At 38.3% G+C, this 21,837-nt stretch carries 17 protein-coding genes; 15 read left to right on the forward strand and 2 right to left on the reverse strand.

Annotated elements, in window-relative coordinates; genetic code table 11:
• Nucleotides 1-6 precede the first annotated feature (6 nt).
• The 13 genes from B7695_RS03495 to adcA all read left to right on the forward strand — a co-directional run bounded on the left by B7695_RS03495 (nucleotide 7) and on the right by adcA (nucleotide 13,743).
• Nucleotides 7-711, forward strand: a complete 705-nt coding sequence (locus tag B7695_RS03495; protein ID WP_016398345.1) for an MIP/aquaporin family protein — start codon at nucleotides 7-9, stop codon at nucleotides 709-711.
• Between the two features lie 468 nt (nucleotides 712-1,179).
• Nucleotides 1,180-2,043, forward strand: a complete 864-nt coding sequence (locus B7695_RS03505; protein WP_084889717.1) for a helix-turn-helix domain-containing protein — start codon at nucleotides 1,180-1,182, stop codon at nucleotides 2,041-2,043.
• Between the two features lie 356 nt (nucleotides 2,044-2,399).
• Nucleotides 2,400-3,977: an ATP-binding cassette domain-containing protein gene (locus B7695_RS03510; protein ID WP_084889719.1), complete on the forward strand. Its 1,578-nt coding sequence runs from the start codon at nucleotides 2,400-2,402 to the stop codon at nucleotides 3,975-3,977.
• A 211-nt stretch (nucleotides 3,978-4,188) separates the two neighbouring features.
• Entirely contained in the window at nucleotides 4,189-5,367 is a 1,179-nt protein-coding gene (locus B7695_RS03515; protein ID WP_084889721.1) for a ryptide export MFS transporter, read from the forward strand.
• A 310-nt stretch (nucleotides 5,368-5,677) separates the two neighbouring features.
• Nucleotides 5,678-5,809, forward strand: a complete 132-nt coding sequence (locus B7695_RS03520) for a teichoic acid D-Ala incorporation-associated protein DltX (RefSeq protein ID WP_000813667.1) — start codon at nucleotides 5,678-5,680, stop codon at nucleotides 5,807-5,809.
• A 20-nt stretch (nucleotides 5,810-5,829) separates the two neighbouring features.
• Nucleotides 5,830-7,380 (forward strand): D-alanine--poly(phosphoribitol) ligase subunit DltA, encoded by a 1,551-nt coding sequence (dltA, locus tag B7695_RS03525; RefSeq protein ID WP_084889723.1) that lies wholly within the window; start codon nucleotides 5,830-5,832, stop codon nucleotides 7,378-7,380.
• The gene (gene dltB / locus B7695_RS03530; RefSeq protein WP_084889725.1) at nucleotides 7,377-8,621 is read left to right on the forward strand and encodes a D-alanyl-lipoteichoic acid biosynthesis protein DltB; all 1,245 of its coding nucleotides are present in this window, start codon (nucleotides 7,377-7,379) and stop codon (nucleotides 8,619-8,621) included. Before dltA ends, dltB begins: the two co-directional genes overlap by 4 nt.
• 13 nt (nucleotides 8,622-8,634) lie before the next feature.
• Entirely contained in the window at nucleotides 8,635-8,874 is a 240-nt protein-coding gene (dltC, locus tag B7695_RS03535; RefSeq protein WP_000351967.1) for a D-alanine--poly(phosphoribitol) ligase subunit DltC, read from the forward strand.
• On the forward strand, nucleotides 8,867-10,135 hold the full coding sequence (dltD, locus tag B7695_RS03540) for a D-alanyl-lipoteichoic acid biosynthesis protein DltD (protein ID WP_084889727.1): 1,269 nt from the start codon (nucleotides 8,867-8,869) through the stop codon (nucleotides 10,133-10,135). The genes dltC and dltD overlap by 8 nt, the downstream gene beginning before the upstream one ends.
• A 149-nt stretch (nucleotides 10,136-10,284) precedes the next feature.
• Entirely contained in the window at nucleotides 10,285-10,725 is a 441-nt protein-coding gene (adcR, locus tag B7695_RS03545) for a zinc-dependent transcriptional regulator AdcR (protein ID WP_001249308.1), read from the forward strand.
• A complete protein-coding gene (locus tag B7695_RS03550) occupies nucleotides 10,725-11,429 on the forward strand; it encodes a metal ABC transporter ATP-binding protein (RefSeq protein ID WP_084889729.1) in 705 nt (234 codons plus the stop codon). The genes adcR and B7695_RS03550 overlap by 1 nt, the downstream gene beginning before the upstream one ends.
• Nucleotides 11,422-12,228 carry a metal ABC transporter permease gene (locus B7695_RS03555; RefSeq protein WP_000950038.1) on the forward strand — a complete coding sequence of 269 codons (807 nt, stop codon included), beginning with the start codon at nucleotides 11,422-11,424 and terminating at the stop codon, nucleotides 12,226-12,228. The genes B7695_RS03550 and B7695_RS03555 overlap by 8 nt, the downstream gene beginning before the upstream one ends.
• Before the next feature lie 9 nt (nucleotides 12,229-12,237).
• A complete protein-coding gene (adcA, locus tag B7695_RS03560) occupies nucleotides 12,238-13,743 on the forward strand; it encodes a zinc ABC transporter substrate-binding lipoprotein AdcA (protein WP_084889731.1) in 1,506 nt (501 codons plus the stop codon).
• Between the two features lie 974 nt (nucleotides 13,744-14,717).
• Here the strand turns inward: adcA and B7695_RS03565 are convergent.
• Nucleotides 14,718-15,575, reverse strand: coding sequence for a 5'-nucleotidase, lipoprotein e(P4) family (locus B7695_RS03565; protein WP_142358854.1), 858 nt, complete (start codon nucleotides 15,573-15,575; stop codon nucleotides 14,718-14,720).
• Nucleotides 15,576-15,833: 258 nt separating this feature from the next.
• On the opposite strand from B7695_RS03565, the gene B7695_RS03570 reads away from it, so the two are divergent.
• Nucleotides 15,834-16,718, forward strand: a complete 885-nt coding sequence (locus tag B7695_RS03570; protein WP_004235732.1) for an SPFH domain-containing protein — start codon at nucleotides 15,834-15,836, stop codon at nucleotides 16,716-16,718.
• A 26-nt stretch (nucleotides 16,719-16,744) separates the two neighbouring features.
• On the opposite strand, the gene B7695_RS11620 is transcribed toward B7695_RS03570, so the two are convergent.
• Complete coding sequence (locus B7695_RS11620; protein ID WP_257994389.1) at nucleotides 16,745-16,870, reverse strand: hypothetical protein; 126 nt, start codon at nucleotides 16,868-16,870, stop codon at nucleotides 16,745-16,747.
• A 202-nt stretch (nucleotides 16,871-17,072) separates the two neighbouring features.
• Between B7695_RS11620 and B7695_RS03580 the strand changes: the two genes are divergently transcribed.
• Complete coding sequence (locus tag B7695_RS03580; protein ID WP_084889733.1) at nucleotides 17,073-21,743, forward strand: ZmpA/ZmpB/ZmpC family metallo-endopeptidase; 4,671 nt, start codon at nucleotides 17,073-17,075, stop codon at nucleotides 21,741-21,743.
• Nucleotides 21,744-21,837: the final 94 nt, after the last annotated feature.

Below are 21,837 nucleotides of genomic sequence, written 5' to 3' on the forward strand. Positions count from 1 at the left end.
AGAAAGATGATGAATGAATTATTTGGAGAATTTTTGGGAACTTTAATCCTGATTCTTCTAGGAAATGGTGTTGTTGCAGGTGTGGTTCTTCCAAAAACCAAGAGCAATAGCTCAGGTTGGATTGTGATTACCATGGGGTGGGGAATTGCAGTTGCGGTTGCAGTATTTGTATCTGGCAAGCTCAGTCCAGCTCATTTAAACCCAGCTGTGACAATCGGTGTGGCCTTAAAAGGTGGTCTGCCTTGGGCTTCCGTTTTGCCTTATATCTTAGCCCAGTTCGCAGGGGCTATGCTCGGTCAGATTTTGGTTTGGTTGCAATTCAAACCGCATTATGAGGCAGAAGAAAATGCAGGCAATATTTTGGCAACCTTCAGTACTGGACCAGCTATCAAAGATACTGTATCAAACTTGATTAGTGAAATCCTTGGAACCTTTGTTTTGGTGTTGACAATCTTTGCTTTGGGTCTTTACGATTTTCAGGCAGGTATCGGAACCTTTGCAGTGGGTACCTTGATTGTCGGTATCGGTCTATCACTAGGTGGGACAACAGGTTATGCCTTGAACCCTGCGCGTGACCTTGGACCTCGTATCATGCACAGTATCCTTCCAATTTCAAACAAGGGAGATGGAGACTGGTCTTATGCCTGGATTCCTGTTGTGGGGCCTGTTATCGGAGCAGCATTGGCTGTTCTTGTATTTTCCCTTTTCTAGTTTATACTCAATGAAAATCAAAGAGCAAACTAGGAAATTAGCCGCAGGCTGTACTTGAGTACGGCAAGGCGACGTTGACGCGGTTTGAATTTGATTTTCGAAGAATATTAGAAAACAATTATTTTGATAGAGCTTAGGCAAGAGCCCAATTTCAGCAAAAAATGAAGTAAATCTTCTCATAATAAAACGCATCATATCAAGTTTTTCAACACCTGATATGATGCGTTTTTCTGATTTTTAAGACTTTTTCTCCAATCACTTTTTTTGATTGAAGATATAAGTATTCTAGTAACTAATTTCTTAGTACTAGCCAACAACGATAATCATAATTCCTCCCAAAATTAGGAATAATAAAGGCAATAGCTTTTGTTTTTTCATGTGAAATACCTCACTTTTATTTTCCTCCATTTTATGTTAAAATATTAAAAATCAAAAACTGTTCCCATATATGCTTGTTGGAGAGATATTATGAAAAAATTTGGAGAAATTTTTAAAAAGTTTCGAGAATCTAGAGGGTTTCGCTTAAAAGATGTCGAAAAAGCTGGTATATCAACATCACAGCTCTCACGTTTTGAAAAGGGAGAGACTGATTTAACCATTTCAAAATTTATGGCTATTTTGGATGAAATTAACATGCCTATTGATGAATTTATGTATGCTGTTCATGATTTTCATCGTGATGAACTGAACGAACTCTTATCAAAGGTTAGGCATTTTGTATCAAATCATGATGTTGATGGGTTGAAAAAATTACTTTATTCTCAGATAGAGTCAGATTCTAAACAAGAGAAATTTCATAAGCTTAACATTATTTTATTAAAAATTCGTTTACAAGATTTATCTGGAGAAGCTTATTATTCTGGTGATGATTTATCTTATCTAACTGACTATCTCTTTAGTGTTGAATATTGGGGATACTATGAATTATTGATTTTTTCAAATACTTTAGATGTCTTAAAACACGATGTCTTTATGGTTTTGGCTAGAGAGATGTCTAGACGTTCTGATTTTTATAAAGAAATTCCTAATAATAGACGACTGATTTCATCTATGCTATTGAACGGATATATCACATGTATTGAAAGAGGAAAATTTCTTGATGCTTTGTATTTTGAAAAGCAACTGAATCAATGCTTTTTCACCGAGATAGAAATTTATGAACGGTTGGTGTTTCAGTATGCACAACATCTGTATCGCTACAAAAAAGAGATGGATTGTAAAGCAATTATTGAAATGAGGAAGTGTATTGGAGCAATGAAATTAGCGGGAAGTAACCATTTGGCAAAGAATTATGAAAGGCACTTAGAAAAAATTTTAGCAAGTAAAAAGTAATACGCAGATATGGGAAAGGAAGTATCTCGAAATGATATTTTGGTAGAATTGTCTTTAGAAATTTCAATTACGGTTGTTTTATCAGTTCATTGTATTTGAGCGATAGGATTTTTCGAAGTTGTCACCATAATTATGAATTTTGAGGTATTTAATATGCAAGTTCTATCTCCATATATTTTAAGAAAGAAAAGTGAAACAGGAGAATTATTTTCAATAGTAACAATAATCACTCTTAATAAACAGCATCATATATAGGTTAATTAAATTATTGTATAGTCTCAGTTGGAGTTAATTTGTTTATAACTTTTAGACTGAGGCTTTTATATCTATTCGCTTTCTTTTAGATAGGCTTATTTATGAAATTTCTAAAATACATTAAAACTAATATTTTTATCTATTTTTTAATAGGAGTACTTTTGAATAGCGGGATGGCTCTAATAAAGCCATTGTTATTGGATAAGCTATTGAATATTCGTGAAGATCAACTTACAATTGGTACAATTTCATACTTTGTTTTATATGGCCTGTATCTGCACCTGTTTTTTTATAGCACGATGTTGCTAGCAAATTTTGTCAGTAATAATCTGCAGCGTCATCTGCAAATTCGTTTAAAAGATCAGCTTATTAAGAAACTATTTTTGAAAGAAAATGTTGTATATGATGAAAAAGTTTCAATTGTTACACAAGATATGGAACTGCTCTATAATCGCTTCTTTTTACCCCTGGATATGATAGTTGGAAGAGTTTTTATACTTTGTACAACGATTGTTTTTATTTTGGTGCAAAATTTTTGGCTTGGTCTTGTTTTTATCGTGTTCTCTTTTCTTCGACCATTGCCTCAATGGGTAATGAATAATTGTTTAATGAAAAGTGGTGCAAATTTTTCGGAAATGCAAAAAGCTTTTCATCTATCTGTAGGAGATTTTTTTAAGGGAGCAGATACGATATATTTTTATGGCGCTAGTAAAGAAAACTTTGCTAAGATGAGAAAAAACAACGAGTGTTACGAGAATGCTCGTTGGAAAAATGAATGGACTAGCAATGTCGTTTATTTTTTCAATGGTCCTTTAGAATTCCTTAGTCAGGTACTACCTCTTGCACTTGGTCTTTTATTACAAAAGAGCGGTATAGAGTTAACAACAGCTAGTTTGGTCTCTATGTATATAGCTACAATGAATCTTAGCGGACCTATTCAAAGAATTATGTATAGCATATCTGATATACAGCGATCGCAAACAGTGAAAGAAAAAATATTTTCATTATTGGAAGAATCTTGTTTAGAAACATCATATCAGGCAGTCGAATCTTTAGCTGAGCTAGTTTTGGAGGGCGTTTCAAAACAGGTTGGAGAGCAAGTGCTCTTTTATGATTTGTCACTTAGATTAACTAAGCCGAGTAAAGTTTTAATAAAGGGAGCTAGTGGTACCGGAAAGTCAACTCTCCTACAGTTGGTAGCAGGAAAGATAAGTCCGAATAGTGGTAGAATTATTGTACGTGATAAATCGGGTCGAGAATTTACTCATTATCAAGGGAATGTCGCTTATATCTCTCAGAATCCATTTTTCAGACATGGGACAATCCGAGAAAATTTAACACTAGGACAGGAGATTTCAGACAAAGAATTACTCTGTTGCCTAGAACAAGTTGGTTTAACGAATGAAATCACCAATATCTTGGATTATCAACTGATAAATAATGGAGAAAACATTTCAGGTGGACAACGTTTACGACTTGAATTAGTTCGCTGTCTGCTTCGGAAAAAAGACATTGTGTTGGCAGATGAGGTTACATCATCCTTAGACAAGGACAATGCATATCAAGTGCGCCAGTTACTTTTGCAGTTGCCTATCATTTTGATTGAAGTTGCTCATCATATTGATTCAGAAACGGTTTATAATCAAGTAATTGATTTGGGAAAATATAGAATAAAATAAATAGACTTGTTCGGCATCTTACAAGCTATAATATATATGCTATATTATGGATTGTTTTAGCTGATTTAAAGATGTGAGAACTAAAAACTATGGCTAAGTTGGAATGTTAAAAATTCAATTTCTGACCACCTAATCTTGTGTCAAATAGTTATCAAACAAAGTCTACTATACCATTTATCAGTTAAATATTTTTATGTTATAGGAGCGCTATATGTCTAATTCATTTATCAAGTTGTTAGTCTCTCAATTGTTTGCAAATTTAGCAGATATTTTCTTTAGAGTAACAATCATTGCGAACATATACATTATTTCAAAATCAGTAATTGCCACATCACTAGTTCCTATTTTAATAGGAATATCCTCTTTTGTTGCAAGTCTTTTAGTTCCTTTAGTTACTAAAAGGTTAGCGCTAAATAGGGTTTTATCTTTATCTCAATTTGGAAAGACTATATTATTAACGATACTGGTAGGAATGTTTACCGTAATGCAATCAGTAGCGCCTTTGGTGATCTATCTATTTGTTGTTGTAATTTCCATATTAGATGGTTTTGCAGCACCCGTTTCCTATGCTATTGTGCCGCGCTATGCGACCGATTTGGGTAAGGCTAACTCAGCCTTATCAATGAGTGGTGAAGCTGTTCAGTTAGTGGGTTGGGGATTAGGTGGACTCTTGTTTGCAACAATTGGTCTCTTACCTACCACGTTTATCATTTTAATCTTGTATATCATTTCTAGCTTTCTGATGTTATTGCTTCCTAAGGCTGAAGTGGAGGTGTTAGATTCAGAAACTAATCTTGAAATTTTACTCAAAGGTTGGAAGTTAGTTGCTAGAGATCCTAGATTAAGACTTTTTGTATCAGCAAATTTATTGGAAATTTTCTCAAATACGATTTGGGTTTCTTCTATCATACTTGTCTTTGTAACTGAGCTATTAAATGAAACGGAAAGTTACTGGGGATATTCTAATACAGCATACTCTATCGGGATTATAATTAGTGGCTTCATTGCTTTTAGGCTATCTGAAAAGTTTCTTGCTGCTAAATGGGAAAGTATTCTTTTTTCTCTTGTAGGCATGGTAATAGTGACACTGACTATTCTATATTTTCCAAACGCACAGATGTTTTTAGTATTTTCAGCTTTAGTTGGTATGTTATCGCAACTAAAAGAAGTTCCTGAAAGTGTATTTCTTCAGGAAACAGTAGAGGAAAATTATTTGGTTAATGTCTATTCCGTTCTTGAAGTGATTTCGACATTAGCATTTTCAGTATTTGTTTTGCTAATGAGCTATATTACTGAGAGTTTTGGTATTAGCATCAGTTTTTGGCTATCAGCCATTTGTCTGATGATAGAAGCTATTTTAATTTATATCAGACGAGACTATTTTAAATGAGAGACCGGGTAAAAAGTCTTTAAAAATCAGAAAAGCGCATAGTATCAGGTGTTGAAAAACCTGATATTGTGCGTTTTATTATGGGGATATTTACTTCATTTTCTACTGAAATGGAGTTTTTACCTAGACTTATCTATTTAAAATATTCATAGAAAAACCGCATAATCTTTAAAATTAGCTTAAATGCAGTGAAAATGTACGGTAAACAATTGAAAAATTACCCTATAAAATGGTACAATGGTAGAAAAATAAGCTAGTAAGAATCACTCTTATTTTAGCGAAAAATTACAGAAATGAATGGTTTTTCTTGATGAAACAGAGAAAAGAATTGTACCTCTTTCTTGGTCGGACAGCCTTGTATTTTCTTATCTTTCTAGGGCTGCTTTACTTCTTTAGCTATCTTGGTCAGGGTCAAGGAAGCTTTATCTATAATGAATTTTAACTTGAAGGAGAATTCCTATTGTGTCAAATAAACCAATAGTAGATATGATTGAAACCATTGAGCATTTTGCTCAGACACAGCCTAGCTATCCTGTTTACAATGTTTTGGGGCAGGAACACACTTATGGAGATTTAAAGGCTGATTCGGATAGTTTGGCTACAGCCATTGATCAACTAGGCTTGCCTGAGAAGTCTCCTGTGGTCGTTTTTGGTGGCCAAGAATATGAAATGTTGGCAACTTTTGTAGCCTTGACTAAGTCAGGTCACGCCTACATTCCAATTGATAGCCATTCGGCCTTGGAGCGAGTTTCAGCTATTTTAGAAGTAGCAGAGCCAAGTTTGATTATTGCCATTTCAGAATTTCCATTGGAGCAGGTTTCTACACCGATGATGACTCTGGATCAGGTTCAAGAAGCCTTTGCTCAAGGGAATAACTATGAAATCACGCATCCAGTCAAGGGAGATGATAATTACTACATTATCTTTACTTCTGGTACTACTGGTAAGCCAAAGGGAGTGCAGATTTCCCATGATAATCTCCTCAGCTTTACTAACTGGATGATTACGGATAAGGAATTTGCGACGCCAAGTCGTCCGCAAATGCTGGCTCAACCGCCTTATTCTTTTGACCTGTCTGTCATGTACTGGGCACCGACCTTGGCACTTGGTGGTACGCTTTTCGCTCTTCCTTCTGCCATTACTCAGGACTTTAAGCAACTCTTTGCGACCATCTTTTCATTGCCAATCGCTATCTGGACTTCAACACCATCCTTTGCGGATATGGCCATGTTGTCTGAAGACTTTAACAGTGAGAAAATGCCAGGAATCACGCATTTCTACTTTGATGGTGAAGAATTGACGGTCAAAACAGCTCAAAAACTGCGCGAGCGTTTCCCAAATGCCCGTATTATCAATGCCTACGGTCCAACAGAAGCGACAGTGGCTCTGTCAGCAGTTGCCGTGACAGATGAGATGTTGGCGACTCTCAAACGCCTACCAATCGGTTATACCAAGACTGATTCTCCAACCTTTATCATTGACGAGGACGGCAATAAATTGCCAAATGGTCAACAGGGAGAAATCATTGTTTCTGGACCAGCTGTTTCAAAAGGCTATATGAACAATCCTGAAAAAACAGCAGAAGCCTTCTTTGAGTTTGAAGGTCTGCCAGCCTATCACACAGGCGATGTGGGAACCATGACAGATGAGGGCTTGCTTCTCTACGGTGGACGCATGGACTTCCAGATTAAGTTCAACGGTTACCGCATTGAGTTAGAAGATGTCTCTCAAAATCTCAATAAGTCTCGCTTTATCGAGTCTGCTGTAGCTGTGCCACGTTATAATAAAGACCACAAGGTGCAAAATCTATTGGCTTATGTCATCTTGAAAGACGGTGTTCGTGAGCAGTTTGAGCGAGATATTGATATTACCAAGGCTATCAAGGAAGATTTAACAGATATCATGATGTCCTACATGATGCCGTCTAAATTCCTTTATCGAGACAGTTTGCCACTGACTCCAAATGGGAAGATTGACATCAAAGGATTGATTAACGAGGTGAACAAGAGATGATGGAGTTCTTTCAACAGCTTCCTCATTTAGAGCCATATGGCAATCCTCAGTATTTTGTCTATGTGATTGCTGCAACCTTGCCCATCTTTATCGGTCTCTTTTTCAAGAAACGCTTTGACTGGTATGAAGTGTTGGTTAGTCTCTTCTTCATCGTCACTATGTTGGTAGGTGGGAAGACTAACCAATTGACTGCCTTGGGTATTTATCTGTGCTGGGAAATATTGCTCGTACTCTTCTACAAGCATTATCGAAAAAGTAAGGATGGCCAGTGGGTCTTCTACTTAGTTAGTTTTCTGTCCCTCCTTCCGATTATCTTTGTCAAGGTGCAGCCGGCTATCAATGGAACGCAGTCTTTTCTTGGATTTTTGGGAATTTCTTACCTGACCTTTCGTTCGGTTGGGATTATCATCGAGCTGAGAGATGGAGTGATTAAGGATTTTACCCTCTGGGAATTCCTCCGTTTCCTTCTCTTCATGCCAACTTTTTCAAGTGGTCCAATTGATCGCTTTAAACGTTTCAATGAAAATTATCAGACTATTCCTGAGCGAGATGAGTTGATGGATATGCTGGATGAATCTGTTCGCTATATCATGTGGGGCTTTTTGTATAAGTTTATCCTAGCTCATGTTTTAGGAGAGACCTTACTCCCTCCTTTGAAGGATCTAGCCCTGCAGTCAGGTGGCTTCTTTAACCTCTATGCTTTAGCGGTTATGTATACCTTTGGTCTGGAGCTCTTCTTTGACTTTGCAGGTTACTCTATGTTTGCATTAGCCATCTCAAATTTAATAGGAATCCGTAGTCCCATCAACTTTAACAAACCCTTTTTATCAAGGGATTTAAAGGAATTTTGGAATCGTTGGCACATGAGTCTTTCTTTCTGGTTCCGTGATTTTGTCTTTATGCGAATGGTCATGGTATTGACCAGAAAGAAGGTCTTTAAAAATCGTAATGTAACCCCAAGTGTGGCCTACATTGTAAATATGCTGATTATGGGATTTTGGCATGGAGTGACCTGGTACTACATCGCCTATGGACTCTTTCATGGGATTGGAATGGTCATCAATGACGCTTGGGTTCGTAAGAAAAAAACACTCAATAAGGAACGGAAAAAAGCAGGGAAGCCTGCTCTACCTGAGAATCGCTGGATTCAGTTGCTTGGCATGGTTATCACCTTCCATGTCGTCATGCTGTCATTCTTAATCTTTTCTGGATTTTTGAATGATTTATGGTTTAAAAAATAAAAGGAAATAAAATATGGATATCAAATCAGAAGTTATCGAAATTATTGATGAGTTGTTTATGGAAGATGTTTCTGACATGATGGATGAAGATCTTTTTGATGCAGGTGTTTTAGATAGTATGGGAACGGTTGAATTGATTGTGGAGATTGAAAACCGTTTTGACATTCGTGTTCCTGTAACAGAGTTTGGTCGCGACGACTGGAATACGGCTAATAAAATCATAGCTGGTATTGTGGAGTTACAAAATGCTTAAACGCTTATGGATGATCTTCGGACCGGTCTTGATAGCTGGTTTGTTGGTTTTTCTACTGATATTCTTTTACCCTAATAGTAGAAGTTATAATTTATCAGAAGAAAAACGATATGCAGCAGCGATTAGTACACAAAGTTTCAGAGAAAGATTTCAGAAAGTGAGAGCTCTTTCGGATCCAAGTCTACGATTCATTCCCTTTTTTGGTTCCAGTGAGTGGATTCGATTTGATAGTATGCATCCAGCTGTTTTAGCGGAGAAGTACAATCGTTCGTATAGACCCTATTTTTTAGGTCAAGCAGGAGCAGCTTCTTTAAATCAGTACTTTGGTATGCAGCAAATATTGCCAGAGCTAGAAAATAAACAAGCTGTTTTTGTTATTTCTCCTCAGTGGTTCACAGAAACAGAGTATGAACCTGCAGTTTTTCGTAGGTATTTTAACACGGATCAATTGGGCGCTTTTTTGGAAAATCAGTCTGGAGATGTGTCAAGTCGTTACGCTGCCAAGCGTTTAATGAAAAAGTATCCTGATGTAGTATTGGGAGATATAGTCAAAAAAATAACCGAGGGTGAGCAACTCTCAGAAATAGATAAGACACTTATAGATACATTGGCACGATTCAACCAAAAACAATCATTTCTATTTGGACAATTGTCAGTGAATGATGGAGAAAAATATAGAGATCGTGTGGAGAAGTATTTAAAAGACTTACCAGATAAATTTTCCTACGATGCATTGAGAGAAATTGCTGTAAAAGATGCTGAAGCAAATACCACGAATAATGATATGGGAATGGAAAATCGTTTCTATGATACGCAAGTAAAGAAAGATTTAAACAAGTGGAAGGATTATCAGAAAAATTATAATTTTCTAAAATCATCCGAATATAATGACTTGCAATTAGTCTTAAATCAATTTGCGAATTCAAAAGTGAATGTATTGTTTGTGATTCAACCTGTTAATAAAAAATGGATGGATTATACAGGATTAAATCAAGATATGTATCAACACGCAGTTGAAAAAATTCGTTACCAGTTAGAAAGCCAAGGTTTTACCAATATAGCAGATTTTTCAAAAAATGGTGCTGAACCTTATTTTGTAAAAGATACAATTCATATTGGTTGGTTGGGTTGGTTGGCTTTTGACAAGGCCGTTGATCCTTTCCTATCCAATCCCACACCAGCTCCGACTTACCATCTGAATGAACGCTTTTTCAGCAAAGATTGGGCGACTTATGATGGAGATGTCAAAGAATTTCAATAGATAATATAGAAGAGTTCAAGAATGAAGCCTATTTTCACGTTTTTTCTTGACTCTTTTTTTGCTTGTGATATAATTAACTGGTAAATAAAATGTCAAAGAATAGTATTTTTCTCTTAAAAAAGAGAAGTTCAAAAGGAAAGGAGTCAGATATGAGACAGCTAGCGAAGGATATTGATGCTTTTTTGAATGAGGTGATTTTGCAGGCGGAAAATCAGCATGAAATCCTAATAGGTCATTGCACTAGCGAGGTGGCCCTGACCAATACCCAGGAGCATATTCTCATGCTTTTATCAGAGGAATCTTTAACAAATTCAGAATTGGCGCGTCGCCTCAATGTCAGTCAGGCAGCAGTTACCAAGGCCATTAAGTCTTTGGTCAAGGAAGGGATGTTGGAAACGTCTAAAGATCCTAAGGATGCGCGTGTAATTTTTTATCAGTTGACTGATTTGGCTCGTCCAATCGCTGAGGAGCACCATCATCACCATGAGCATACACTTTTAACCTATGAACAAGTGGCGACTCAGTTTACTCCAAATGAACAAAAAGTGATTCAGCGGTTTTTGACTGCTTTAGTAGGAGAAATCAAATAATGAGATACATTACGGTAGAGGATTTATCCTTCTATTATGATAAGGAGCCCGTTCTTGAACATATCAATTATAGTGTTGATAGTGGGGAATTTGTTACCTTGACAGGGGAAAATGGAGCGGCTAAGACGACACTGATTAAGGCCAGTCTTGGAATTCTCCAACCACGCATTGGTAAGGTAACCATTTCAAAGACAAATATGCAGGGTAAGAAATTGAGAATAGCCTACCTCCCTCAACAGATTGCCAGTTTTAATGCAGGTTTTCCAAGTACGGTTTATGAATTTGTCAAGTCGGGTCGCTATCCGCGAAAGGGTTGGTTCCGTCGCTTGAATGCTCATGATGAGGAGCATATCAAGGCTAGTCTGGACTCAGTTGGTATGTGGGAACACCGAGACAAACGCTTGGGGTCTCTATCTGGGGGACAAAAGCAGCGAGCGGTGATTGCGCGTATGTTTGCTTCTGACCCAGATGTGTTTATCCTAGATGAGCCGACAACGGGGATGGATGCAGGAAGTAAAAATGAATTTTACGAACTCATGCACCACAGCGCCCATCATCATGGCAAGGCTGTTTTGATGATCACCCATGACCCTGAAGAAGTTAAGGATTATGCGGACCGCAATATTCATCTAGTCCGTAACCAAGACTCGCCATGGCGTTGTTTCAACGTTCATGAGAATGATCAGGAGGTGGGCCATGCTTAGTTTATTATCTTACGACTTTATGCAGCGTGCCTTTCTGGCTGTTATTGCCATGAGTCTTTTCTCTCCAGTATTGGGAACCTTCCTTATCTTGCGCCGTCAGAGTTTGATGAGTGATACTCTTAGCCACGTCTCGCTTTCAGGTGTAGCCTTTGGTCTGGTCCTAGGGATTTCTCCAACTGTTTCTACTATTGCTATTGTCTTGATTGCGGCTGTCTTTCTGGAGTATCTCCGTACGGTTTACAAGAGTTTTATGGAAATCGGGACAGCTATCCTCATGTCAACAGGTCTGGCTGTTTCTCTGATTGTCATGAGCAAGGGGAAAAGTTCTAGTTCTATGAGTTTGGACCAGTACCTTTTTGGTTCGATTGTGACTATTAGTGAGGAGCAGGTTATTTCCCTTTTTGTCATTGCGGCGGTTGTTTTGATTTTGACCTTTCTCTTCCTTCGTCCTATGTATATCCTGACCTTTGATGAGGATACGGCCTTTGTGGATGGCTTGCCCGTTCGTACCATGTCTATTCTTTTTAACATGGTGACAGGGGTGGCCATTGCTCTTATGATTCCAGCTGCGGGAGCTCTTCTGGTGTCGACCATTATGGTCTTGCCAGCTAGTATTGCCCTGCGTCTGGGGAAAAACTTTAAATCGGTTATGCTGCTTGCCAGTGCGATTGGCTTTTTGGGAATGGTAGCAGGACTTTACATTTCCTACTATGCAGAAACACCTGCAAGTGCAAGTATTACCATTATTTTTGTAACTGTTTTCTTGCTAATTAGTTTAGTGAGACGTTTTATCAAATAGGAGACTAAGATGAAAAAAATTAGCTTATTACTAGCCAGTCTATGTGCCTTGTTTTTAGTGGCTTGTTCCAATCAAAAACAGGCAGATGGCAAACTAAATATTGTGACAACCTTTTACCCTGTCTATGAATTTACCAAGCAAGTTGCAGGAGATACTGCTAATGTAGAACTCCTCATCGGTGCTGGTACAGAACCCCATGAATATGAACCGTCTGCCAAGGCAGTTGCCAAAATACAAGATGCAGATACCTTCGTTTATGAAAATGAAAACATGGAAACATGGGTTCCTAAATTGCTAGATACTTTGGATAAGAAAAAGGTCAAAACCATCAAGGCAACAGGCGATATGTTGCTTTTGCCAGGTGGTGAGGAAGAAGAGGGAGACCATGACCATGGAGAAGAAGGACATCACCATGAGTTTGACCCCCATGTTTGGTTATCACCAGTTCGTGCCATTAAACTTGTAGAGCACATCCGCGACAGCTTGTCAGCAGATTATCCTGATAAAAAAGAGACCTTTGAGAAGAATGCGGCTGCCTATATCGAAAAATTGCAAGCCTTGGATAAGGCTTATGCAGAAGGCTTATCCAAAGCCAAACAAAAGAGCTTTGTAACGCAACACGCAGCCTTTAACTACCTTGCTTTGGACTACGGACTCAAACAAGTCGCAATCTCAGGTCTCTCACCAGATGCAGAGCCATCAGCTGCTCGTTTGGCAGAATTGACAGAGTACGTCAAGAAAAATAAAATCGCCTATATCTACTTTGAAGAAAATGCTTCACAAGCCCTTGCTAATACACTTTCAAAAGAGGCAGGTGTCAAAACAGATGTTCTCAATCCTTTAGAAAGTCTGACAGAAGAAGATACCAAGGCGGGAGAAAATTATATCTCTATCATGGAGAAAAACCTCAAAGCTTTGAAACAAACAACAGACCAAGAAGGTCCAGCAATTGAGCCTGAAAAGGCAGAGGATACCAAGACAGTCCAAAATGGTTACTTTGAAGATGCAGATGTCAAGGACCGCACCTTGAGTGACTATGCAGGTAACTGGCAATCAGTTTATCCTTTCCTTGAAGATGGCACGTTTGATCAAGTCTTTGACTACAAGGCTAAGTTGACTGGTAAGATGACCCAGGCTGAGTACAAGGCTTACTATACAAAAGGCTATCAGACAGATGTCAATAAGATCAACATTACTGATAATACTATGGAATTTGTTCAAGGTGGACAAAGCAAGAAATATACTTACAAGTATGTTGGTAAGAAAATCTTGACCTATAAGAAAGGCAATCGTGGTGTGCGCTTCCTCTTTGAAGCGACAGATGCGGATGTTGGACAGTTCAAGTATGTTCAGTTTAGCGACCACAATATCGCCCCAGTTAAGGCAGAACATTTCCATATCTTCTTTGGAGGCACAAGCCAAGAAGCCCTCTTTGAAGAAATGGATAACTGGCCAACCTACTATCCAGATAACCTATCTGGCCAAGAAATCGCCCAAGAAATGTTGGCGCATTGATGAGAAACCGACTAGTTCATAAGAGCTAGTCGGTTTTTGGGTACTAGATGGCTAACTTCATTATAGACCTTTTAGAACTTTAAAAAATAAATAAAACTCTTGAAATATCTGGACCTGTATGTTAGAATAAAATCGATAGGCAAGGTTCATTAGAACACCAAAGCCCCTAACTAGTGCCATAGTTAAGGGCTTTTTTGACGTATCTTAGCGATTTAACGGGTGTCGATAGGCTAGTCATTCGGTCTACTTCTTACCATCTAGCCATTTGCAGACGAAATACAAGATAATTCCAGCTATAACATCTGCTATAATAGTAAGAGCAAGCTCTGGTATAAGGCTCATTAGTTTTACCTCCTCTCACGAACCCATAGGAACGTAATCGGTAACCGATGACAAAAGTATTATACCACACTAAATTTAGATCATCAAAATAAATAAAACTCTTGAAATATCTGGGCTTATATGCTAAAATGTAGTTAGTTGATAAGGTTCATTAGAACACCAAAGCCCCTAACTATGGCCGTAGTTAAGGGCTTTTTTGACGTATCTTAGCGATTTAACGGGTGTTGATAGGCTAGTCACTCGGTCTAGTCCTTACTATCTAGCCATCTGCAGACGAAATACAAGATAATTCCTGCTATGACGTCCGCTATAATAGTAAGAGCGAGCTCTATGATAAGGCTCATTAGTTTCACCTCTTCTCACGAACCCATAGGAACGTAATCGGTAACCGATGACAAAAATATTATACCACACTACATTCAGATCATCAAGGTCACTTAATTCTTGAAATATAGGGGATAGGCAAAAAGTCTTTAAAATCAAAAAATGTATAGTATCAGATGTATAAAAGCTTGATGTTATATCAATTAAAAAAGTGGATAGGAAAGTTTTCTGATTATCAGAATTCCTTCCTATCCACTTTTTGAAGATTGTAAGTTAGCCTAATTTTATGTAGAATCAGCTTATTTGTTTTATTTATCAAAACCTTGCAAGGCTTTTTGGCGTTCTTCTACTTGACCTTTAGCATCTAGTTTGTTACCACCGTATACAGCTGATTCCCATGATCCGTACATTGGATTTGGGAAGATGATGAATTTTTCACCGAATTCTTTTTGCAATTCTTCAAGTTGTTTATCACGGTCAGATTCAGAAGTCTTAGAAAAATCTGCAAAGTCTACAAGGTTATCACCAAACAATAAGATAAGATTTGTTTTTTCTTGAACTTTTTGGCGACGACCTTCTTTGGATTTTACACCGCTTTCTAAGAACATGAGATGATCACGTCCTTGAACAGGAATTCCTTCACTTTCAAGATTTTTAATGGTAGCATCTACTTGATTAGCTGAGCGGTCAGAAATATAGTAGATTTGGACACCGTTTTGATCAGCAAACTGAAGAAAATCTTTGGCACCTGGGACAGCTTTTGCTGTAGCTTTTTGAACCCAAACATCCCAATTTTCGGGTGTGAATGCTGTACCGTCTTTGACATTTTGTACTTGATAAGGGCTATTATCTAGGACAGTTTCATCCAAGTCTAAAACGATAGAGTAAGGTTTGTCTGATTCTGTTTTGAGCAATTCTTTTAGGTGATTTGTTGCAACGTTATAACCCTGTATGTATAAAGCTTTAGTTTCAGCTGATTTTTGATACCAAAGGGTTGACATAGTGTTTTCTCTTGACCGTAGTTGGTCATATGTCATTGTAACTTGATTATCAGACGAGCTATTATTGCTTGTCTGTGTTTCTGTAGACTTTGTTGTACAACTAGCCAATAAGACGACAGAAGCAAGTGCAGAAAGGATTGTAACAGTAGTTTTTGCTGTTTTCATGAAATATCTCCTATTCATTAATTTCAATAAATAGTATAGCACGAGAGAAAAGTTAAGGCAAGTCATTCTCTGACTATGGATGTAGATTCTATAGAAGTTAATATAATAAAAAAAGCGATTGCTAACTTGAAATGCAGTTTCACCTCTAATTATTGACATTTCAGGAAAAATTGCAGTAAAAACTGCACAACCTTCTTTAAATGTGCTATAATACAGGAAAAAATAATGATGGAGGTCACGATAATGGCAACATTTTTGATGATTTTTGTGGTGGTTTGTGTGCTCCTATTGGTGATAGTCACACTGAGTACAGTTTATGTGGTTCGTCAGCAGTCGGTGGCGATTATTGAACGCTTTGGGAAATACCAAAAGGTTGCCAATAGCGGTATTCATATTCGCTTGCCTTTTGGGATTGACTCGATTGCGGCACGAATCCAGTTACGCTTGTTGCAAAGCGATATTGTGGTTGAGACTAAGACCAAGGACAATGTGTTCGTTATGATGAATGTAGCGACTCAGTACCGTGTCAATGAGCAGAGCGTAACAGATGCCTACTATAAACTCATGCGTCCAGAATCTCAGATTAAATCTTATATCGAAGATGCCCTTCGCTCTTCTGTTCCAAAATTAACCTTGGATGAATTGTTTGAGAAAAAAGATGAGATTGCCCTTGAAGTTCAACATCAAGTAGCAGAAGAAATGACTACTTACGGTTATATTATTGTGAAAACCTTGATTACTAAGGTAGAGCCAGATGCAGAAGTCAAGCAATCCATGAATGAAATCAATGCTGCGCAACGTAAGCGGGTCGCAGCGCAAGAATTGGCGGAAGCAGACAAGATTAAAATCGTCACTGCAGCTGAAGCCGAAGCAGAGAAAGACCGCCTTCATGGTGTGGGGATTGCCCAACAACGTAAGGCTATTGTGGATGGATTGGCAGAGTCTATCACCGAACTCAAGGAAGCCAATGTTGGTATGACAGAAGAACAAATCATGTCCATCCTCTTGACCAACCAGTATTTGGATACCTTGAATACCTTTGCTTCTAAAGGAAACCAAACTATCTTTTTACCAAATACGCCAAATGGTGTAGATGATATCCGTACTCAAATCTTGTCAGCCCTCCGTGCTGAGAAGAAATAATAGACTAATACTCTTCGAAAATCTCTTCAAACCACGTCAGCGTCGCCTTGCCGTAGATATATGTAACTGACTTCGTCAGTCTTATCTACAACCTCAAAACGGTGTTTTGAGCAACCTGCGGCTAGTTTCCTAGTTTGCTCTTTGATTTTCATTGAGTACAAAGAGCCTGGCAACAGGCTCTTTTTGCATTGCATTTGTTAAGAAAAGCAAAGAACATTGATATACATTTAACTAAAATTATTGTATGTTGTCTCCCTTAACTTGGAATGATAAGGGAATAACTAGAAAGATTTGTGAATACAAACTATTTCTGATATACTAAATATACAGTAATAATGAATGATAGGATATGGAATGAAAGAATTTCAATTTGAGAGAAAGCAGCGTTTTTCTTTGAGAAAATATACAATAGGAGCTTGTTCGGTTTTGCTAGGAACGAGTTTATTTTTTGCTGGTATGGGGGTTCAACCCGTACAGGCTACAGAAACGACTTCAACACTAATTTCAAGTCATTACTTGGATGAGCAGGATTTACCTGAAAAGCTGAAATCTGAGTTGCAATGGTTTGAAGAAAATAAGATTGAGGTAAAAGAGGGAAAAGAATACTATTTTGTCTATCGAAAATTGGCTACAAGATTACCAGAAACAGGTCTGTTTTCTAATGATGGGATGTTTATCTTGGGAGCAGGATTATTATTGCTTTCCTTCACTTTAATCAAGAGAAAAAAGGGAGCGTCTTACTTCCTTGTGAGCGTCTTTGCTGTTGGTGGTTGGGGAGCATCCATCTCTGCTTTAGAAAATCTGGTAGAATTGCAACCAGCCCTTGTTAAGAGAGTAGAAGGTCAGTTTCTACCAAGCCCTGAAAGAGTCCAAGGATATGAATTTACGGGATATTATTTGGTAAGAGATAGTGGTAGCAAGGAACTTTCTGTTGATAAGGTAGAGTCGCCAGTATTATCTCAAAAGGAGGAAAGTTCAGAACCTCAATCTAAGAAGATTGTACCACAGTTGGCATCTCATTTTAGCTCGACTAAAGATCTTGTGCAATCTCCTCAACCATCTTACGCAGTTGAGCCTGTTTTAAATCCAACTCCTGAAAAAAGTATGAGTATTGAGTCTAAAAAAGTACCAGATGAAGGAATGAAAACTGTTATTGAAGACAAGCCAGAACTGGAAGTTAGGGTAGGGGAGATAGAGTTTGAAACTCAATTGCAGTCTGATCCAACTCTGGCTAAGGGAGAAAAAAGAATTTCTATAGAAGGTGCCAAGGGACAAGAACGAATCTTAACAGAAGTAAGGATTATTGATGGTGTGGTTACGCGCAATGAAGTAGGGAGAGAAGTGCTTCGTGAACCAGTTACTCAGGTGATTCTGGTCGGGACAAAAGAGAAGGAACCTCAAGAAAATGGCATAAGCCTAGCCCCGGAAGTCCAACCAACTCTCCCCTCTTATGAAGGCGGCGTCTCTGGTGAATCTTTGGTAGAACCAGCGCTTCCATCTTATGAAGGCGATGTTTTTGGCGAATCCTTGGTGGAACCGTCCCTTCCTTCTTATGAGGGTGGTGTTTCCGGTGAATCCTTGGTGGAACCGTCCCTTCCCTCTTATGAAGGTGGTGTTTCGGGTGTGCCTTTGGTAGAGCCGTCCCTTCCGTCTTATGAAGGTGGCGTTTCCGGTGAGTCCTTGGTAGAACCAGTGCTTCCCTCTTATGAAGGCGGTGTTTCTGGTGAATCCTTGGTGGAACCGTCCCTTCCCTCTTATGAAGGCGGTGTTTCCGGTGAGTCCTTGGTAGAACCAGTGCTTCCCTCTTATGAAGGCGGTGTTTCCGGCGATCCTTTGGTAGAGCCATCTCTTCCGTCTTATGAAGGCGGTGTTTCTGGTGAATCCTTGGTGGAACCGTCCCTTCCCTCTTATGAAGGTGGTGTTTCGGGTGAGCCTTTGGTAGAGCCGTCCCTTCCGTCTTATGAAGGTGGCGTTTCCGGTGAGCCTGAGATACAGGAGTCTCTCCCAGAGTATAAAGAAGACACTCAACTTCCTCAGACCAAAGTGGAGACCAAAGCTGTTCCTTATGAAACCGTTTATGAAAAGAATGAGGAACTAGACCACGGCGTTACAAGAGTAAAAATTCCGGGTGTTGAGGGACAAGAACAAGTTACTACTACCTATACTAAAGATCAAGCAAGTGGAAATATTTCTGAGAATAAAACTGTCAAAATAGTAGCTAACAAAGTTGATCAAGTTGTAGAAGTTGGAACTAAACCGAGTGTTGAAACTACTGTCCTATCTCATAAAACGATCTACCAGGTGAATCCTGCTTTGGAGTTCAGACAAGAGAAAGTAGCGGTTGCAGGGCGTGATGGTTCGGTGGAAACTAGGACGACTTATCAATTAGATAAGGCAACAGGTCAGGTGACGGTATCTGACACTACTAGACAAGTAAATCCAGCAGTCGATAAAGTGATTCAAGTTGGTAATGTGGAAAAAGTAATACAACCGATTGCTGTTACTGAGGAGCGAAGAGAGGATTCTTCTCTTACTAAAAATATAGAAAAGGTAGCCTCTGAAGGAGAAGTTGGTGAGAATACACTTACCAGAACATACGCTATCAATGAACAAACTGGCGAATTGGTTAATCCTCAAGAAGTGAGTCAAATAACAAAACCAATGAAATCGAGAGTTATTTTAGTTGGTAGTCAGGAGGATAAACCACACTTACTTCCGGCTAATAGTGAGAGAGAAGATGCTGTGGATGTGTCTGCTCTTACCACAAGCGCGAGATCAGTAGACTTCTTACATGACAGTAAACTAAAAGAACAGTTGGAGCCTGTCTATGATCCTCGAGATATTATAACAAAGAGAATTGCGCTCAGAAAAACACACCCAAATATCACTGACCAAGAAGTCAAAGATATGTTGCGTACAGAGTATCTTCAAAAACTGTCAATTCAAGAAAGCTTTGATCAGACGAAGACGCAAGCTGAGTCAAGTTTTAAAAAGATTGCCTCGCATACTTTGGGAATTATAGGAGATACCCCTGAAAATCGCAGTAAGGTCAAACAAGAGCTTGAGCAATACAAAGAGCAGATCTTGTTGGGACTGTCTTATATCAATCGTTTTTATAATATTCAATTTGGGGACACGAATATTCGTGATATTCTGGCCTTTAATCCAAGTTCATTTGGCAATAAGACAATGACTGCCTTGGATAGTTTGAAAAAATTAGGATCCATGTCTTATGAAGAGATGAAGTTGACCAATAGTCCTCAAACATTTACAAAGTATTTATCTACCATTACAGGTAAGGCTAGCTTGAAGGAATTTTTAGACAGCAATCGCCAACTCTTTACGTCAGATGATGAGGATACTTGGCTTAAAAAATCTAGCCAAGCTATGATTGTTGAAAAATCATCTAAGGAAAATCCTTCAGCGCATGTCGGGCTGTATAGCAAGTTGACAGCTGGGGAAAAGGATCCTCGTAAACAAGAGGCTAATATGGCTGCTATTTTGGGACTTTTGAATGTGAAAGAACCAAATGTTTACGTGATTAGTAATATGGCGACGATTACTTATGGTAATATTGGTTCCTATATAGATACTTCTCTTGCCCAGTCTAATCCAACTAAGTATCAGGCTGAACTTGCTAGAGTCAAGTCTTTAATTGAAAAAGCCGCTGTACAACAAGCTAACTATGTTGATACTCTTTATCGTATAACAAAACCGGAAAATCGTGATAAGTTGCTGACAAATCGCTTGATTATTGATACGATGAAGAAATATACAAGTAATCCGAATGCCCAGATTGATAGCACTTGGTCACCAGCTACTGGTAGTGGAGCTGATAAGGGGGTCGACCAATTTATGACTCCTATGAATTACTATTCTCCAGTAAGTAAGGTGGGAGCTGAAGCCAATGGATTAGGTGTCCGTTACTTTATAGATAGGGTTTTGGATGATAGAGGTTCAGCGACTTATTCTCATGAAATGACGCACTTACTAGATAGAACTGTCTTGTTTAATAATCACGGTCGTCGAGATGGTACAGGAGCAGAGTTTTATGCGCGTGGTATTTTTGAAAACTCCTATAATCCAGAAAAGGATACTTATTTCAATCTCAACTTTGTATATGATGAGAGTGATAAGAATGGATTTTACAATAAAACACCTGATCGATTTAAAACGGCAGAAGATTTGAAATCTTATATGAAGGGAAGTTTTGATGTTCTTTATACTCTAGATTATCTAGAAGCAGAGGCAAGTAGAAACTTATCTGCAGAAGACAAGATGAGTTATTTCAAAAAAATAATGCCAATCACTTCAACAGGTCCTAGAACTTGGGTAGATTACCGTAATCCATCAGTTAAACCAACTCATAAGAGTGAGGAGATTCAAGCTCTGACCTTAGAAGATGCCAAAAAATTGACAGATATTGATAGTTTGATTGACAATCATATCCTGGTCAATCGTTATATCATTGCTGGTTTTTCAGATAAAGGTAAAATTGCAGCAAATGGATATTATTTAGTGGATATGTTTGATACCATTTATGGTGTTAGTCAAAATGACTCTGGTATGAGTGGGGATATCACCTTTAGAAAACAAGCCTTTGAATTGATGGCTACTTTGGGCTACTATGAAGGATTTGTTCCTTATGTGTCAAATCAGTTTAAAGAAGCAGCAGAGGCTGAAAACAAGCCTTTGTCTGATACTTACATTTTCAATAACATTTTGAATGGTAAGAGCTATGCTGAGTTCAAAAAAGCACAGTTTAAGGAAAGGGTAGCTAAGATTGATCAATTGAAACCTTTGACAATCCAATATGAAGGTCAGGAAGTAAGGCTGACAAGTCAGAAGTTAAGCGACTTGATGCAGAAAGCTGTCCAAGAGGAGTTGAAACAGATTAAGGCAGGCAAAACAACTGCGCGCACCTATACCTTTATCGAAACTCCAGTTCAAAAACTGAAAAAAGCGATTTATAAAGCTTATCTCAAAGATTCAGATGACTTTAGACAATCGATTTACAATAGCTAAGACAAAAGGAACATCTCTCTGGAATGAACATTCAGAGGGGTGTTTTTTGGTTCTTGTCAGATTTGCTACTCAATGAAAATCAAAAAGTAAACTA

Source organism: Streptococcus mitis (assembly GCF_002096845.1).
GTDB classification, from domain to species: Bacteria; Bacillota; Bacilli; order Lactobacillales; family Streptococcaceae; genus Streptococcus; species Streptococcus mitis_A.